Origin of the sequence: Phaeobacter sp. JH20_34, assembly GCF_048056095.1 — a bacterium.
In the GTDB taxonomy this organism is placed as follows: Bacteria; Pseudomonadota; Alphaproteobacteria; order Rhodobacterales; family Rhodobacteraceae; genus Phaeobacter; species Phaeobacter bryozoorum.
Genome location: NZ_JAYMWT010000021.1, coordinates 134,538 through 149,865, shown reverse-complemented (window position 1 = coordinate 149,865; position 15,328 = coordinate 134,538). Strand labels below are relative to the sequence as shown.

General features: G+C 59.7%; 15 protein-coding genes. 11 read left to right on the top strand and 4 right to left on the bottom strand.

The window, feature by feature from the left end; all coding sequences use genetic code 11:
• The first annotated feature begins 2 nt into the window (after nucleotides 1-2).
• From nuoH to VWZ81_RS15285, 11 genes are all read left to right on the top strand, one after another.
• Complete coding sequence (gene nuoH / locus VWZ81_RS15335) at nucleotides 3-1,040, top strand: NADH-quinone oxidoreductase subunit NuoH (RefSeq protein ID WP_340545122.1); 1,038 nt, start codon at nucleotides 3-5, stop codon at nucleotides 1,038-1,040.
• A gap of 3 nt (nucleotides 1,041-1,043) precedes the next feature.
• Nucleotides 1,044-1,538, top strand: coding sequence for an NADH-quinone oxidoreductase subunit NuoI (gene nuoI / locus VWZ81_RS15330; protein ID WP_340545123.1), 495 nt, complete (start codon nucleotides 1,044-1,046; stop codon nucleotides 1,536-1,538).
• Nucleotides 1,535-1,954 (top strand): carboxymuconolactone decarboxylase family protein, encoded by a 420-nt coding sequence (locus VWZ81_RS15325; protein ID WP_416542846.1) that lies wholly within the window; start codon nucleotides 1,535-1,537, stop codon nucleotides 1,952-1,954. The genes nuoI and VWZ81_RS15325 overlap by 4 nt, the downstream gene beginning before the upstream one ends.
• Nucleotides 1,951-2,553 (top strand): NADH-quinone oxidoreductase subunit J, encoded by a 603-nt coding sequence (locus tag VWZ81_RS15320; RefSeq protein ID WP_340545125.1) that lies wholly within the window; start codon nucleotides 1,951-1,953, stop codon nucleotides 2,551-2,553. Before VWZ81_RS15325 ends, VWZ81_RS15320 begins: the two co-directional genes overlap by 4 nt.
• A gap of 4 nt (nucleotides 2,554-2,557) precedes the next feature.
• The gene (gene nuoK, locus VWZ81_RS15315; RefSeq protein ID WP_014874166.1) at nucleotides 2,558-2,863 is read left to right on the top strand and encodes an NADH-quinone oxidoreductase subunit NuoK; all 306 of its coding nucleotides are present in this window, start codon (nucleotides 2,558-2,560) and stop codon (nucleotides 2,861-2,863) included.
• A gap of 6 nt (nucleotides 2,864-2,869) precedes the next feature.
• A complete protein-coding gene (nuoL, locus tag VWZ81_RS15310) occupies nucleotides 2,870-4,987 on the top strand; it encodes an NADH-quinone oxidoreductase subunit L (RefSeq protein WP_416537791.1) in 2,118 nt (705 codons plus the stop codon).
• Nucleotides 4,987-6,534 carry an NADH-quinone oxidoreductase subunit M gene (locus VWZ81_RS15305; RefSeq protein ID WP_340545127.1) on the top strand — a complete coding sequence of 516 codons (1,548 nt, stop codon included), beginning with the start codon at nucleotides 4,987-4,989 and terminating at the stop codon, nucleotides 6,532-6,534. Before nuoL ends, VWZ81_RS15305 begins: the two co-directional genes overlap by 1 nt.
• Before the next feature lie 13 nt (nucleotides 6,535-6,547).
• Nucleotides 6,548-7,987 carry an NADH-quinone oxidoreductase subunit NuoN gene (gene nuoN / locus VWZ81_RS15300; protein ID WP_416542847.1) on the top strand — a complete coding sequence of 480 codons (1,440 nt, stop codon included), beginning with the start codon at nucleotides 6,548-6,550 and terminating at the stop codon, nucleotides 7,985-7,987.
• 70 nt (nucleotides 7,988-8,057) lie between these two features.
• The gene (locus VWZ81_RS15295) at nucleotides 8,058-8,807 is read left to right on the top strand and encodes a biotin--[acetyl-CoA-carboxylase] ligase (protein ID WP_416542848.1); all 750 of its coding nucleotides are present in this window, start codon (nucleotides 8,058-8,060) and stop codon (nucleotides 8,805-8,807) included.
• A gap of 21 nt (nucleotides 8,808-8,828) precedes the next feature.
• Complete coding sequence (locus tag VWZ81_RS15290; RefSeq protein ID WP_340545130.1) at nucleotides 8,829-9,617, top strand: type III pantothenate kinase; 789 nt, start codon at nucleotides 8,829-8,831, stop codon at nucleotides 9,615-9,617.
• Nucleotides 9,607-11,274, top strand: coding sequence for a ribonuclease J (locus VWZ81_RS15285; protein ID WP_416542849.1), 1,668 nt, complete (start codon nucleotides 9,607-9,609; stop codon nucleotides 11,272-11,274). Before VWZ81_RS15290 ends, VWZ81_RS15285 begins: the two co-directional genes overlap by 11 nt.
• A 190-nt stretch (nucleotides 11,275-11,464) precedes the next feature.
• Here the strand turns inward: VWZ81_RS15285 and VWZ81_RS15280 are convergent, their stop codons facing one another.
• The 4 genes from VWZ81_RS15280 to VWZ81_RS15265 form a co-directional block, all read right to left on the bottom strand.
• Complete coding sequence (locus VWZ81_RS15280; protein WP_374015318.1) at nucleotides 11,465-11,638, bottom strand: RSP_7527 family protein; 174 nt, start codon at nucleotides 11,636-11,638, stop codon at nucleotides 11,465-11,467.
• A 216-nt stretch (nucleotides 11,639-11,854) separates the two neighbouring features.
• Nucleotides 11,855-13,408, bottom strand: a complete 1,554-nt coding sequence (locus VWZ81_RS15275; protein WP_416542850.1) for a DEAD/DEAH box helicase — start codon at nucleotides 13,406-13,408, stop codon at nucleotides 11,855-11,857.
• 179 nt (nucleotides 13,409-13,587) lie between these two features.
• Nucleotides 13,588-14,553, bottom strand: coding sequence for a glycosyltransferase family 2 protein (locus VWZ81_RS15270; RefSeq protein WP_416542851.1), 966 nt, complete (start codon nucleotides 14,551-14,553; stop codon nucleotides 13,588-13,590).
• On the bottom strand, nucleotides 14,550-15,311 hold the full coding sequence (locus VWZ81_RS15265; RefSeq protein WP_416542852.1) for a hypothetical protein: 762 nt from the start codon (nucleotides 15,309-15,311) through the stop codon (nucleotides 14,550-14,552). The genes VWZ81_RS15270 and VWZ81_RS15265 overlap by 4 nt, the downstream gene beginning before the upstream one ends.
• Nucleotides 15,312-15,328: the final 17 nt, after the last annotated feature.

Sequence of the window (15,328 nt, the reverse complement as noted above, 5' to 3'; positions counted from 1 at the left end):
CTATGGCTGAATTCTTTAACACCCCAGGCGGCATCGCTGTTCTGATCCTGGCGCAAGTGCTTGCAGTTGTTGCATTTGTCATGATTTCGCTGCTGTTCCTCGTCTACGGGGACCGCAAGATCTGGGCGGCTGTCCAGATGCGTCGTGGCCCCAATGTCGTAGGCATCTACGGCCTGCTGCAAACGGTGGCCGACGCGCTCAAATATGTTGTCAAAGAGGTGGTGATCCCCGCCGGTGCCGATCGCACCGTGTTTATTCTGGCCCCATTGACCAGCTTTGTGCTGGCGATGATCGCCTGGGCGGTGATCCCCTTCAACGACGGCTGGGTCCTGTCGGACATCAATGTGGCGATCCTCTATGTATTCGCGGTCTCCAGCTTGGAGGTCTACGGCGTGATCATGGGCGGCTGGGCGTCGAACTCGAAATATCCGTTTCTCGGCAGCTTGCGCTCTGCGGCGCAGATGATTTCCTACGAGGTCTCGATTGGTCTGATTATCGTCGGGGTCATCATCTCCACCGGCAGCATGAACTTCGGCGACATCGTACGTGCGCAGGACGGCGATCTGGGGCTGCTGAACTGGTACTGGATCCCGCATTTCCCGATGGTCTTCCTGTTCTTCATCTCGGCACTTGCGGAAACCAACCGCCCCCCGTTCGATCTGCCCGAAGCGGAATCGGAGCTGGTTGCAGGCTACCAGGTGGAATACTCGGCGACACCGTTCCTGCTGTTCATGGCCGGGGAATACATCGCCATCTTCCTGATGTGCGCGCTGACAACACTGCTGTTCTTCGGCGGCTGGCTGTCTCCGATCCCTGGGCTGCCCGACGGCGTCTTGTGGATGGTCGGCAAAATGGCGTTCTTCTTCTTCCTTTTCGCAATGGTGAAGGCAATCACGCCCCGCTACCGCTATGACCAGCTGATGCGTCTGGGCTGGAAAGTGTTCCTGCCGTTCTCGCTGGCCTGGGTGGTCTTCGTATCCTTTGCTGCAAAATTTGACTGGTTCTGGGGCATCTTCGCCCGCTGGACCGTGGGAGGCTGATCAATGGCGAACATCGACTACACCCGCGCCGCCAAATACTTCCTGCTGCAGGATTTCTGGGTCGGCTTCAAACTGGGGATGAAGTATTTCTTCGCCCCTAAGGCCACCCTGAACTATCCGCATGAGAAGGGTCCGCTGTCGCCGCGTTTTCGCGGCGAGCACGCGCTGCGCCGCTATCCGAACGGCGAGGAGCGCTGCATTGCCTGTAAACTGTGCGAGGCGATCTGCCCGGCGCAGGCGATCACCATCGACGCGGAACCGCGCGAGGACGGCAGCCGCCGCACCACGCGGTACGACATCGACATGACGAAGTGTATCTACTGCGGTTTCTGCCAGGAAGCCTGCCCGGTGGATGCAATTGTCGAAGGCCCGAACTTCGAGTTCGCCACCGAGACCCGCGAGGAGCTGTTCTATGACAAGGACAAGCTGCTTTCGAACGGGGAGCGCTGGGAAGCCGAGATCGCGCGCAATCTCGAACTGGACGCGCCGTACCGATGAGCGATGCCAAGAACCCATTTGAGGCCATGATGGCCCAGGCCCAGGACATGGCCAAAGCCCTGAACCCGGCGTTGGAGAGCTTTTCTCCCACCGGAGCGTTCAAGGAGTTTGAAGCGCTGTGGCCGACGATGCCGAAGGATGTCATGGAGATGATGTTCGGCAATACCGTCAACAAGGGCGGGCTGGATGCCAAGACCCGGCTGCTGCTGACATTGGCCGGGCTGACAATGCAGGGCGCACAGGCGGATTCAGCCGTGCGCCAGACCGTACGCCACGCCCTAGAGGCGGGCGCGAGGAAACAAGAGATCGTTGAAACGATCGGACAGATGTCGGTGTTTGCCGGCATCCCGGCCATGACCCGCGCGCTGGAACTGGCGCAAGAGGTTCTGGACGCCAAAGGGGACGATGAAACATGAGCGTTTTTGCCTTTTACCTCTTTGCCATTAGCGCCATCACCGGCGGGCTGTTCACCGTGATCAGCCGCCAGCCGGTGCATTCTGTGCTGTGGCTGATCCTGGCCTTTATTTCCTCGGCCGGGCTGTTCGTGCTGCTGGGCGCCGAATTTGTCGCCATGCTGCTGGTCATCGTCTACGTCGGTGCCGTTGCGGTGCTGTTCCTCTTTGTGGTGATGATGCTGGACGTGGATTTTGCCGAGCTGAAAGCAGAGATGGCGCGCTATATGCCGCTGGCGCTGCTCATCGGTCTGGTGATCCTTATGCAGTTCGTGATGGCTTTTGGTGTGTGGGAAACCGCACCGGCGGCGGCCACGCAGCTGGCCCAGCCGATCCCGACTGACCAGCATAACACCGAGGCGCTTGGCCTCATCATTTACGATCAATATTTCCTTCTGTTCCAACTTTCCGGCCTGATCCTGCTGGTTGCGATGATCGGCGCCATTGTGCTGACCCTGCGCCACCGCACCGACGTCAAGCGTCAGGACGTTGTCGCCCAGATGATGCGCGATCCGGCCTTGGCCATGGAACTCAAGGATGTGAAACCGGGGCAGGGGCTTTGAGACAATGATCACACTCGAGCATTATCTAACCGTCGCGGCGACGCTGTTCGTCATCGGCATCTTCGGGCTCTTCCTGAACCGCAAGAACGTCATCATCCTGCTGATGAGCATCGAACTGATGCTCTTGGCGGTGAACATCAACCTTGTGGCTTTCTCCAGCTTCCTTGGGGATCTGGTGGGTCAGGTCTTCACCCTCTTTGTGCTGACCGTGGCCGCCGCCGAGGCCGCTATTGGTCTTGCGATCCTGGTTTGCTTCTTCCGCAACCGCGGCACCATCGCCGTGGAAGACATCAACGTGATGAAGGGCTAAAGCGTCATGGAAACCATCCTTCTCTTTGCCCCTCTGGTCGGGGCCATCATCTGTGGCTTTGGCTGGAAGTTCATCGGCGAGACCGCAGCCACCTGGACGGCGACCGGGCTTTTGTTCCTGTCGGCGCTTCTGTCGTGGATCGTCTTCCTCAGCTTTGACGGGGTGACCCAGTCGATCGAGATCATGCGCTGGATCGAAAGCGGCTCGCTGTCGACATCCTGGGCGATCCGTCTGGACCGGATGACTGCGATCATGCTGATCGTTGTGACCACGGTGTCATCGCTGGTGCATCTCTATTCCTTTGGCTACATGGCCCATGACCCGCAGTGGAAAGACGGCGAGAGCTACAAGCCGCGCTTCTTTGCCTATCTGTCGTTCTTCACCTTCGCGATGCTGATGCTGGTGACCTCCGACAACCTGGTTCAGATGTTCTTTGGCTGGGAAGGCGTGGGCGTTGCCTCCTACCTGCTGATCGGTTTCTACTACCGCAAGCCTTCGGCCAATGCGGCAGCGATGAAAGCCTTCATCGTCAACCGCGTGGGTGACTTTGGCTTTGCCCTCGGTATCTTTGCCCTGTTCTTCCTGACTGACAGCATCAATTTTGATGACATCTTTGCAGCGGTGCCGCAGCTGGCGGAAACCCAGCTGACCTTTCTCTGGTCGGAGTGGAATGCCGCCAATCTGATTGCAGTCCTGCTGTTCATTGGTGCCATGGGTAAATCGGCGCAGCTGATCCTGCACACTTGGTTGCCGGATGCGATGGAAGGCCCGACCCCGGTGTCGGCCCTGATCCACGCCGCCACCATGGTGACCGCCGGTGTCTTCCTCGTCTGCCGCATGTCGCCGCTGATGGAGTTCGCACCCGAAGCGACAACCTTCATCACCGTGCTGGGTGCAACCACGGCCTTCTTCGCGGCGACTGTGGGTCTGGTTCAGACCGACATCAAACGCGTGATCGCCTATTCGACATGTTCGCAGCTTGGCTACATGTTCGTTGCAGCCGGGGTAGGCATGTACTCCGCTGCGATGTTCCACCTGTTCACACATGCCTTCTTCAAGGCGATGCTGTTCCTTGGTGCAGGCTCCGTGATCCACGCGATGCACCATGAGCAGGACATGATGAACTACGGTGGTCTGCGCAAAAAGATCCCCTACACCTTTGCGGCGATGATGATCGGCACGCTGGCCATCACCGGCGTTGGTATCCCGCTGACCCACTTTGGCTTTGCCGGCTTCCTGTCCAAGGATGCCATTATCGAGAGCGCCTATGCTGGCGGGTCGATGTATGGTTTCTGGCTGCTGGTCATCGCGGCGGCAATGACATCCTTCTACAGCTGGCGCCTGATCTTCCTGACCTTCTACGGCAAGCCGCGCGGCGACAAGCATACGCATGATCACGCGCATGAAAGCCCGATGGTCATGCTGATCCCGCTGGGTGTGCTTGCCCTTGGTGCGATCTTCTCGGGAATGCTCTGGTATAACAGCTTCTTCGGCCATGCTGATAAGGTTGGCAAATTCTACGGCATCCCAGTGGCAGAAGCCGCGGCACATGGCGATGCGGCAGCGGATTCGGGCCACGGCGCTGATGACAGCCATGCCAGCACGGCGGATGACGGTCACGGCACAGCTGACGCATCCGGTGAGCATCACTATGTATTCGCAGGCCAGCCGGGCGAAGGCGCGCTGTATTTCGGTGCCGACAACACTGTTCTGGATGACGCGCACGCCGCTCCGAAATGGGTGAAAGTTTCGCCCTTTATCGCGATGCTGCTTGGCCTTGGTCTTGCGATCCTGTTCTACATCGTGAACCCAAGCCTGCCGGGCCGTCTCGCCAAGCAGCAGCAGCCGCTCTACCTGTTCCTCAAGAACAAGTGGTATTTTGACGAGCTCTACGATTTTGTCTTTGTCAAACCGACGCTGATGATCGGCCGCTTCTTCTGGAAGCGCGGTGACGGCAAGACCATTGACGGCGCGCTCAACGGGATCGCCATGGGCATCATTCCCTTCTTCACCCGCCTCGCCGGTCGCGCACAGTCGGGTTACATTTTCACCTATGCTTTCTGGATGGTGCTGGGCATTGCTGCCCTGGTTACCTGGATGTCGATCGGCGGAGGAGCGCACTGATGGACAATCTCCTTTCTATTGTCACCTTTATCCCGGCGCTTGCGGCGGCCATTCTGGCCCTGTTCCTGCGCGGCGAGGATGAGGCGGCGCAGCGCAACGCCAAGTCTGTTGCGCTTTTTGCCACCACGATCACCTTCCTGGTGAGCCTTGGCATCTATTTCCAGTTCGACCCCTCCGACACAGGCTTTCAGTTTGTGGAAGAGGCCGAATGGATCTTTGGCCTGAAGTACAAGATGGGCGTCGATGGCATTTCGGTGCTGTTTGTGATGCTCACCACCTTTGTTATGCCGCTGACCATTTTGGCGAGCTGGGGTGTGAACACCCGCGTCAAGGAATACATGATCGCCTTCCTGATGCTGGAGACGCTGATGCTTGGCGTGTTCATGGCGCTGGATCTGGTGCTGTTCTACCTGTTCTTTGAGGCGGGCCTCATTCCGATGTTCCTGATCATCGGCATCTGGGGCGGCAAGGAACGGATCTACGCGTCGTTCAAATTCTTCCTCTACACCTTCTTTGGCTCGGTGCTGATGCTGGTGGCGATGGTCGCGATGTACGCAGATGCAGGCACCACCGATATTGCCCAGCTGCTGACGCACAGTTTCTCGGCCTCCGGCTTTGATCTTCTTGGAGTGCATGTCGTTGGTGGGATGCAGACCCTGTTGTTCCTCGCGTTCTTTGCCTCCTTCGCGGTGAAAATGCCGATGTGGCCGGTGCACACCTGGCTGCCCGATGCGCACGTGCAGGCGCCGACCGCAGGCTCCGTGGTGCTGGCGGCGATCCTGTTGAAGATGGGCGGCTACGGCTTCCTGCGCTTCAGCTTGCCGATGTTCCCCGTCGGGGCTGACGTAATGACGGATCTGATCCTGTGGATGTCGGCGATTGCGGTGGTCTATACTTCGCTGGTGGCGCTGGTGCAGTCGGACATGAAGAAGCTGATCGCCTATTCTTCGGTGGCGCATATGGGCTTTGTGACCATGGGCATCTTTGCGGCGAACCAGCAGGGCATTGATGGCGCGATCTTCCAGATGCTGAGCCACGGCTTCATTTCGGCGGCGCTCTTCCTCTGCGTGGGTGTCATCTACGATCGGATGCACACCCGTGACATCGACGCCTATGGTGGCCTTGTCATTCGTATGCCTGCCTATGCGCTGGTCTTCATGTTCTTCACGATGGGGAACGTCGGCCTGCCGGGCACCTCGGGCTTCATCGGGGAATTCCTGACGCTGATGGGCACCTTCCAGAAGAACACCTGGGTCGCAGCAGTTGCCGCAACCGGTGTCATCTTCTCGGCAGGCTATGCGCTGTGGCTTTACCGTCGCGTGGTCTTTGGCGACCTTATCAAGGGAAGCCTCAAGACCATCAAGGATATGACTGCCCGTGAGCGGTTCATCTTTGCACCGCTGGTGGTGATGACCATCCTTCTGGGCGTCTACCCGGCGCTTGTCACCGATATCATCAGCCCGTCGACCGAGGCGCTGATTGCAAACTTCAATGAATCTCTGGCTGCCGCGGACCTGTCCCCGGCGACCCAGATAGCTTCGCACTAAGGGGGCGTGGGCGATGATCCCAGCTGATCTCACCGTTATCCTGCCAGAGATTGTTCTGGCGCTCAGCGCAATGGCGGCGCTCCTTGGCGCTGTCTACACCGGCAAGGACAAACTGGCCCCGGCATTGATCTGGCTGATGGCCGGTCTGATGTCGGCGCTGGCCATCTGGATCGCCACCGGATCCTCGGGCAGCCGCGAGGCATTCAACGGCATGTTCGTCGACGATGGTTTTGCCCGCTTTGCCAAGGTCGCCATCCTGCTGTCGGCCTCTGCCGTGCTGGTCATGGGCCAGGACTACATGTCACGCCGTGGCATGTTGCGCTTTGAATATCCCATCCTCGTCGCGCTGAGCGCGGTGGGCATGATGGTGATGGTCTCGGCCGGCAACCTGATGTCGCTATACATGGGCCTTGAGCTGCAGTCTCTGGCGCTCTACGTCGTGGCTTCGCTGCGTCGTGACAGTGTAATATCCACCGAAGCCGGCCTGAAGTACTTCGTGCTCGGCGCGCTTTCGTCCGGTTTGCTGCTCTATGGCGCATCGCTGGTCTATGGTTTTGCCGGGACCACCGACTTTGCCGGTATCTACGCGGTGGCCAAGCATGGTGAAGTCTCCATCGGTCTGCTGTTCGGCCTGGTCTTCCTGATCTCCGGCATGGCGTTCAAGGTGTCTGCCGTGCCGTTCCACATGTGGACCCCTGACGTCTACGAAGGCGCGCCGACCCCGGTTACCGCATTCTTTGCATCGGCGCCGAAGGTTGCGGCCATGGGCCTGTTCGCCCGCGTGCTGCATGATGCCTTTGGTCATGCGGTACAGGACTGGAGCCAGGTTGTGGCCCTTCTGTCGCTGCTGTCGATGTTCGTCGGGGCCGTTGCCGCCATTGGCCAGCGCGATATCAAGCGTCTGATGGCCTATTCCTCGATCGCCCATATGGGCTATGCGCTGATGGGCCTCGCCGCCGGCACCGCCTACGGCGTGCAGGCGCTGCTGGTCTATATGGCGATCTATGTCTCGATGAATATCGGCACCTTTGCCTTCATCCTGATGATGGAGAAGGACGGTAAGCCGATCACTGACATTCGCGCGCTCAACCTCTACTCCCGTCGCGAGCCGGGCAAGGCGCTGGCGATGCTGATCCTGTTGTTCTCTCTGGCGGGTGTACCGCCGATGCTGGGCTTCTTCGGCAAGCTTTATGTGCTTAATGCGGCCTACCAGGCGGATATGGCGTGGTTGGCGATTGCCGGTGTGATCGCATCGGTTATCGGCGCGTTCTACTACCTGCGCATCGTGTACTACATGTATTTCGGTGAAGAGGGCGAGGAGCTGGAAACCAACCGCTCGCCGATCCTCTGGGGGTTCCTGATGGCCTCGGCGGCCGTGATGCTTCTTGGGATCATCAACATGTTCGGCATCGAGGGTGCAGCGGCTGCGGCGGCTGCCACGCTGGTCAACTGACGGTTTCGACACAGAACACACAAAGGCCTGGTCTGCGGACCGGGCCTTTTTGCCTTGAAGGGACAGCATCATGAGTGATTGGCCAGAGGGATACGGGCGGAGCCTGCTTGACGAGGTGGACAGCACCCTCGATGAGGCGGCGCGCCGCGCGCCCACATTGACCGGCCCTGAATGGATCATGGCCAAACGCCAGACCAAGGGGCGGGGGCGCCGTGGCCGTGCCTGGAAGGAGCCCAAGGGGAATTTTGCCGCAACACTCGTCATGCGGCCGGAGGGGCCGCCCGATCAGGTGGCGCTGCGCAGCTTTGTTGCGGCGCTGGCGCTTTATGATGCCTGTGTCGCGCTCTGCGGCGAGACGGCTGGACTTGCACTGAAATGGCCCAATGACGTGCTGCTGAATGGTGGCAAGCTGGCGGGGATCCTACTGGAAAGCGCGGGGGCCGCCGCCGGTGTGACACATCTTGCGATCGGGATTGGTGTCAATCTGATCGAGACGCCGATGCAGGAATGGCTGGAACCGGGTGCTGTCTGGCCTGTCTCGCTGCTGTCGGAAACCGGGGTCCAGGTCACCCCAGAGGCGTTCCTGACCGCGCTTGCGGTCGCCTATGACCGCTACGAACGACAGTTTGTCACCTATGGGTTCGAGCCGATCCGCACCGCCTGGCTGGCCCGTGCTGCGCGCCTGGGCGAGGTGGTGGTGGCCCGCACCATGAACACCGAAACCGAAGGCACCTTTGAGACAGTGGACGGCGGCGGCAACCTTGTCCTAAACACCGCCAAGGGCCGTGTCAGCATTCCGGCGGCGGATATCTTTTTCTAGGGCATAGGAACGGGGCAGGTCATGCTTTTGGCAGTCGATTGCGGCAACACCAATACTGTCTTCTCAATCTGGGACGGGGAGAATTTCATCGGCACCTGGCGTACCGCCACCGATTGGCGGCGCACGGCGGATCAGTATTTTGTCTGGCTCAATACGCTGATACGGCTACAGGGGATCGAAGCGGATATCACCGATATGATCATCTCCTCCACGGTCCCGCGCGTTGTGTTCAATCTGCGGGTGCTGGCGGATCGTTACTTCCACACTCGCCCCCTGGTGGTGGGTAAGCCTGACTGCCTGCTGCCGGTTGCGGTGCGGGTTGATCAGGGAACCAATGTCGGCCCGGACCGTTTGGTCAATACAGTCTCCGGGTTTGACAAATATGGCGGCAACCTCATCGTCGTCGATTTTGGCACGGCGACAACCTTTGACGTGGTGGCCGAGGATGGCGCCTATATCGGCGGTGTGATTGCGCCGGGGGTGAATTTGAGCCTGGAAGCCCTACATCAGGCAGCAGCGGCTCTGCCGCATGTGGATATTTCCAAACCCCAGTCGGTGATCGGCACCAATACGGTTGCATGTATGCAGTCAGGTGTGTTCTGGGGATACGTAGGACTGGTGCGCGAAATCTGCGCCCGCATCAAAGCGGAGCGCGACGTGCCGATGAAAGTAATCTCGACAGGCGGGCTGGCGCCTTTGTTCCAGCAAACAGCAGATCTGTTTGACGCATTTGAGGATGATCTCACGATGCATGGGCTACAGATCATACACAAATATAATAAGGATAACGGTCTCGAGGATGAGCACTGAACGTTTAATCTACCTGCCCCTCGGCGGGGCAGGCGAAATTGGTATGAACGCCTATATCTACGGCTACGGCAAACCGGGCAAGGAACGCCTGGTCCTGGTTGATCTTGGCGTTACTTTCCCGGATATGGACAGCACGCCCGGCGTGGATCTGATCATGCCGGACATCAGCTGGCTGAAGGAACGGGCCGACCAGCTGGAGGGGGTGTTCATCACCCATGCCCATGAGGATCACATCGGCGCCGTGGCGCATCTCTACCGTGACCTGAATGTGCCAATCTATGCCCGTGCCTTTACCGCAAATCTGGCGCGCCGCAAGATGGATGAGGCCGGTCTGGACAGCGAAGAGGTGAAAACCGTCTCCGCATGGCCAGAGGTCACCAAACTGGGGCCGTTTACCATCGGCGTTGCACCGATCTCGCATTCTATCCCGGAGAGTGGCGGTCTGGTGATCGACACGCCTGCGGGGCGCATCGTTCACACCGGTGATTTCAAAACCGACCCGACGCCGATTGTCGGCGAGGCATTTGATCCCGACATGTGGAGCGAGATTGCCAAGGATGGCGTCAAGGCGCTGGTCTGCGACTCCACCAATGTCTTCTCGCTGCATCCGGGCCGGTCTGAGGTCGATGTCGGACCCGAGATCACCCGCCTGGTGGGCGAGGCTGAGGGGATGGTGGTTGCCACCACATTTGCCTCCAATGTCGCGCGGGTGAAAACCCTCGCCGAGGCCGGTCAGCGGGCCGGGCGCTCCATCGTGCTGCTGGGCCGCGCCATGCAGCGCATGATCGAAGCCGCCACCGAAACCGGCGTGCTCAAGGACTTTCCGAAGGTGGTCAGTGTCGAGGCCGCGCAAGAGCTGCCGCGTGAGAACCTGATGCTGATCGTGACTGGTAGCCAGGGCGAACGTCGTGCGGCGTCCGCCCAGCTGGCGCGCGGCAAGTATCGCGGGATCGAGGTGAAGGAGGGCGACCTGTTCCTGTTCTCCTCAAAGACCATTCCGGGCAATGAGCGTGGCGTCATTCGCATCATCAACCAGTTCTCCGAAAAGGGTGTGGATGTGGTCGATGACAGCTCCGGTCTCTACCATGTCTCCGGTCACGCAAACCGCCCCGATCTGGAGCGGATGCACGATATCATCAAGCCGCAGATGCTGATCCCGATGCACGGCGAGCACCGGCACCTGCGCCAGCACGCCCGTCTCGGCGAGGCCAAGGACATTGCCAGCGCGGTTGTGGTCAACGGCATGATGATGGACCTGACCGGTGATCGCCCCAAGGTCGTGGATTATGTCGACACCGGCCGCACCTATCTGGATGGGTCTGTCAAATACGGTGCGCTGGATGGCGTGGTCCGGGACCGGATTCGCATGGCGCTGAACGGCCATGTCATTGTCACCGTCATTCTTGACGAGGAAGATGAGCCATTGGGCGAACCCTGGTGCGATATCAAGGGGTTGGCCGAGACAGGCCGCTCCAATGCCGCGCTGGTCGAGGTGATGGAAGAGGATCTCAACCAGTTCATCATGCGCGCGGGTGCCAAAACACTGCGCGATGACGACAAGCTGGAAGAAAACCTTCGCCGCGTTGCCCGCCAGACAGCACAGAACGAGATTGGCAAGAAACCGGAAGTTACCGTGGTGGTCAGCCGGATGCGCTGATCGCTTCTGACCAAGTTGATAGACAGGCCCGCCGCAGTTTCTGTGGCGGGCCTTTTTTATGTGCACATCGGCCCTGTGGGCCACAGCCCACACGCTTTATAGAAAAAGCCCCGGCGGTGGGGCCGGGGCTTTCTTCGGCTGCTAGGGGCAACCGTCAATCTATACTGCGCAGGCGTCGCTGCGGATGGGGTCAGGCGTGCCGGGGGCGCGACAGCAGCGCTGCAAGTTTGCCGGGCAGGCTGACGATCCCACGGCCCAGGCTGCGCAGGAAGGAAGCCATCGCCTGTGCGCGCAGCTCATGTGCGCGGGCTTCGATGGCGCGGATTTCGTCGGCGGTCACAGTGGGGAACTCAAGGTTGTTCATGGCGGCTCTCATCTTGCTTAAGTGCGTCTTGTTGCCCTCCAGATAGGCGTTCCTGCCGGGGGCGACATCTGCAAAAATGGGCAATCCTGCCATGCTGCAAGTGCAAAGCTCATGAGAGAAATCGGGCGCTGTTTGCGGTCAGGTTCCTGATCACACATATGAAAAAGGGCCGCCCCAAGAGGCAGCCCTTCGGAATACGACTATGCGGTAGCCAGTTTAGCCGGCGCGGCGCTCGGCAAAGCTGAGAGCGATAAAGCTCGGCATATGGTCGCCCATGCCAACCACATTGTTGCGGTCGTTGCCACCACGTCCCCGGCCGGATTTCTGGTTGCCCTTCTGCCCGGTCTTGGGGGCGGAGGGTTTCTCAGCCGATTTCTGACGGGAGGAAGAGCGGCTATCGCTGCGCTTCTCCTGCTCGCCCTGCGACTGATCCGGCGTTGCAGCTTTGGCTTCAGCTGTCGGGATATCCTTAGCCTGTGCCTCTGGCGCTGCGGTCTCTTCCTTGGCGGCCGATTCCTTGGCAGCCGATGCACGGGTGGAAGACCTGCGGCTGCGGGTCTTGCGCTCTGTGGTCTCGCCGGTCGCTGCGTCCTTGCTGTCTTTTGCCGCTGGTTCGGCCTTTTTCAGCGGGTTCTCAAGACGCGGGATCTCGTTCTGGACAAGGCGCTCGATATCTTCGAGGTTCCTTTCGTCCTTGGGCACGCAGATCATCATCGCGGTGCCGTTACGGCCTGCGCGACCCGTCCGGCCGATGCGGTGAACATAGTCCTCGGCATGGCTCGGCACATCGAAGTTGAACACATGGCTGACGCTGGGCACATCAAGCCCGCGGGCGGCCACATCAGATGCCACCAGAAAGCGCAGCGACCCTTCGCGGAAGCCTTCCAGCGTCTTGGTGCGCTGGCTCTGATCAAGATCACCGTGGATCGGCGCCGCGTCATAGCCGTATTTCTTCAGCGATTTCGCAACGATATCCACATCCGTCTTACGGTTGCAGAAGATGATCGCATTGGTGCATTTCTCGCCTTCCTGATCAATCAGGTGGCGTAGAAGCTTCCGTTTCTCGCTGCCTTCACGATCGCGGCGCGAGGCTTTGAACAGCACAACACCCTGGGAAATATTCTCAGAGGTGGTTGCCTGCCGCGCCACTTCGACACGCTCCGGGGCGGAGAGGAAGGTATTGGTGATCCGCTCGATCTCCGGCGCCATGGTGGCGGAGAAGAACAGGGTCTGACGGGTGAAGGGCGTAAGGCCGAAGATGCGTTCGATATCGGGGATGAACCCCATGTCGAGCATACGGTCGGCTTCATCCACCACCATCACCTTGACGTCAGACAGGATCAGCTTGCCGCGCTCGAAATGGTCGAGCAGGCGACCGGGCGTTGCGATCAGAACGTCAACCCCCTTGTCGATCAGCGTGTCCTGTTCCTTGAAAGAGACACCGCCGATCAGCAGGGCCTTCGTCAGTTTCAGGTGTTTGGTATAGGTGTCGAAGTTCTCCGCCACCTGGGCTGCCAGCTCCCGCGTGGGGCAAAGCACCAGGCTGCGCGGCATCCGCGCACGCGCGCGGCCACGCGCCAGCAGAGTGATCATCGGCAAGGTGAACGAAGCCGTCTTGCCGGTGCCGGTCTGTGCGATCCCCAGCACATCGCGCCCTTCCAAGGCGGGCGGAATCGCCCCTGCCTGAATGGGGGTGGGGGTTTCGTAACCCGCTTCCTCAATCGCTTTGAGGACTTTGGGGTTCAGGTTCAGATCTGAAAATTTGGTCATATGCGTCCGTTTTTGCGGACACTGACCTGGCCCGCGCGTGTATGTCAGGGCCGATTCCGCATGGTCTTGCGTCCTGTCTCTATCGGCTTGCGCGGGGCATAGCAAAATCCGCTGCAATCGTCAAACGAAGCCGGGTTTTCGGCGCGTATTGATTGAAAAACGGGCAAACTCGAAACAGTTTATTCAAATTGCGGGAAATGTTCACGCCGTTTGGCGGTCAGATCCAGCGGGCAGTGGTGGATCATCCCACGATTTTGCAGCCGTTGATAGATGTCTGGCGCCTCTGCGTTGATTTCACCAAAGAAACGCTTCAGCCCTTCAGAACCGTGCTCTTCCTCGATCATCGACAGCAGATCATGGGTGTTCAACCCGCCGAGGTTGCGCGAAAACCCGGCAGCCAGACCCGGACGATAAGAGCCCTGCTTGAGCCGGAACCGATAGCTGTCCTGCCAGGCCTCCCAACTCGGGGCGTGGCGATGACAGATCTGCAGGGCGTCCTGCTCCTGCTCGTGCGTGTTTTTTTCACCATGCTGGAACAGGTTGTGGATTCGGAACTGAATGTCAGGCAGGCCGGTGCGGGCGAACAGCTTGCCTGCAGTATGGCTGAGGAACCCGCCTTTCAGGAAGACACCAAATTCGGGATAGATCGCACGGACCTGCTGTTCGCGGTCGGCTGCAATGGCAATCATGGATTTATACATATCCACCCGCCCAGCAAGCGCTTCCAGCGGGCGCATCCGCAAGACATCGGTTTCAGCGGGCAGGGCAGCCAGTATTTCGCCAATCTGCGGCCTCGCACCTCTTGCCGAGATATGGGGCCAGAGAAATTCATCCACATCTATATGGGCGACCCAATCGGCCTGGATCCGGCCGTAGGCATGGGTCGCATTCATCGTCTGGCGCGCCTGGTGCATCTTCGGGCGCGGTTTCTTGCGCTGGCTCCAGTGGCTGTCGTCGCAGGTGGTGACCCGCACCTTTGGATGTGCTTTCAGATGCGGATAGGCATCAGGATTCGGCGCATCCAGATAAAGATGAAGCCGATGGGCCCCCAGATCCAGATGATAGGCGGCGAAATTCAGGATGGTCTCTGCATCGGCCTTGATCGTGCTGACGATGCCCCATTTCGGATCGTTGGGCCTGCTCATGATTTGCGGGGTTTCTTGTAACGCTGAATGCGGCCGAAAATGCTGCGGGGATCGTCCATGACCATCCGCAGCATCCGCACACCAAGCGGGCGCAGCACGGCATCGTCCTCGACCTGGCGCCAGAGCCGCGCCAGCATGTGCCGATCCAGATCTCCGTGGGGCAGGTGATAGGGCTTCATGCCAAAGCCGATATCGTCAAGCTTCTTGCCTTTCACCCGAGGAAAGCCGCTATCGGTCGGCCGTCCTGACAGCCGACGTTCGCTATCGTGCAGTGCGATCAGGTGAAACAGCATCTGGAGCCCCTGACCACCAAGCCGCTGCTCCATGGTATCCCCATGATCGGCAAAGGTGGTGGCGGCGGAAATCAACCAGCGTGTGGGCAGCTCGGCGGCGAGCATCGGGCCCTGTTCGCGCCAGATCCGCAGAAAGAGGCTGCGCGCTTGCTCTGGCGGATCCCGGCGCCGCAGAATCGCGATGCACAGCGCATGTCGTGCCCAAAGTTCGGGCTGCCCTGCGAACTCGGCTCGCAGGGCCTCCCATTTCCGCGCGATATGCCGACTGGGCAGATCGTCCTCTGGTGACTGTGGTGCGGCCTCGGGCAGGGGGGCGAGCAGCGACGAGAGATCCACATCCACCGGCGGCAGCGCCGACGTCGGATCTATGAAGGGGGTCTCTTTTTTTTCAAGCTGGCGCAGCAGGCTGTAGAACCCGCCAGGATAGGTTTCGTTGTCGATATCCATGGCGGGGTCTGATGTCACCTATGTGTCAGGGTGCT

What these genes read in the sequence shown, in the direction of transcription:
- nuoH (WP_340545122.1), top strand. Translation starts at nt 3, where the DNA reads ATGGCTGAATTCTTTAACACCCCAGGCGGCATCGCTGTTCTGATCCTG.
- nuoI (WP_340545123.1), top strand. Translation starts at nt 1,044, where the DNA reads ATGGCGAACATCGACTACACCCGCGCCGCCAAATACTTCCTGCTGCAG.
- VWZ81_RS15325 (WP_416542846.1), top strand. Translation starts at nt 1,535, where the DNA reads ATGAGCGATGCCAAGAACCCATTTGAGGCCATGATGGCCCAGGCCCAG.
- VWZ81_RS15320 (WP_340545125.1), top strand. Translation starts at nt 1,951, where the DNA reads ATGAGCGTTTTTGCCTTTTACCTCTTTGCCATTAGCGCCATCACCGGC.
- nuoK (WP_014874166.1), top strand. Translation starts at nt 2,558, where the DNA reads ATGATCACACTCGAGCATTATCTAACCGTCGCGGCGACGCTGTTCGTC.
- nuoL (WP_416537791.1), top strand. Translation starts at nt 2,870, where the DNA reads ATGGAAACCATCCTTCTCTTTGCCCCTCTGGTCGGGGCCATCATCTGT.
- VWZ81_RS15305 (WP_340545127.1), top strand. Translation starts at nt 4,987, where the DNA reads ATGGACAATCTCCTTTCTATTGTCACCTTTATCCCGGCGCTTGCGGCG.
- nuoN (WP_416542847.1), top strand. Translation starts at nt 6,548, where the DNA reads ATGATCCCAGCTGATCTCACCGTTATCCTGCCAGAGATTGTTCTGGCG.
- VWZ81_RS15295 (WP_416542848.1), top strand. Translation starts at nt 8,058, where the DNA reads ATGAGTGATTGGCCAGAGGGATACGGGCGGAGCCTGCTTGACGAGGTG.
- VWZ81_RS15290 (WP_340545130.1), top strand. Translation starts at nt 8,829, where the DNA reads ATGCTTTTGGCAGTCGATTGCGGCAACACCAATACTGTCTTCTCAATC.
- VWZ81_RS15285 (WP_416542849.1), top strand. Translation starts at nt 9,607, where the DNA reads ATGAGCACTGAACGTTTAATCTACCTGCCCCTCGGCGGGGCAGGCGAA.
- VWZ81_RS15280 (WP_374015318.1), bottom strand. Translation starts at nt 11,638, where the DNA reads ATGAACAACCTTGAGTTCCCCACTGTGACCGCCGACGAAATCCGCGCC.
- VWZ81_RS15275 (WP_416542850.1), bottom strand. Translation starts at nt 13,408, where the DNA reads ATGACCAAATTTTCAGATCTGAACCTGAACCCCAAAGTCCTCAAAGCG.
- VWZ81_RS15270 (WP_416542851.1), bottom strand. Translation starts at nt 14,553, where the DNA reads ATGAGCAGGCCCAACGATCCGAAATGGGGCATCGTCAGCACGATCAAG.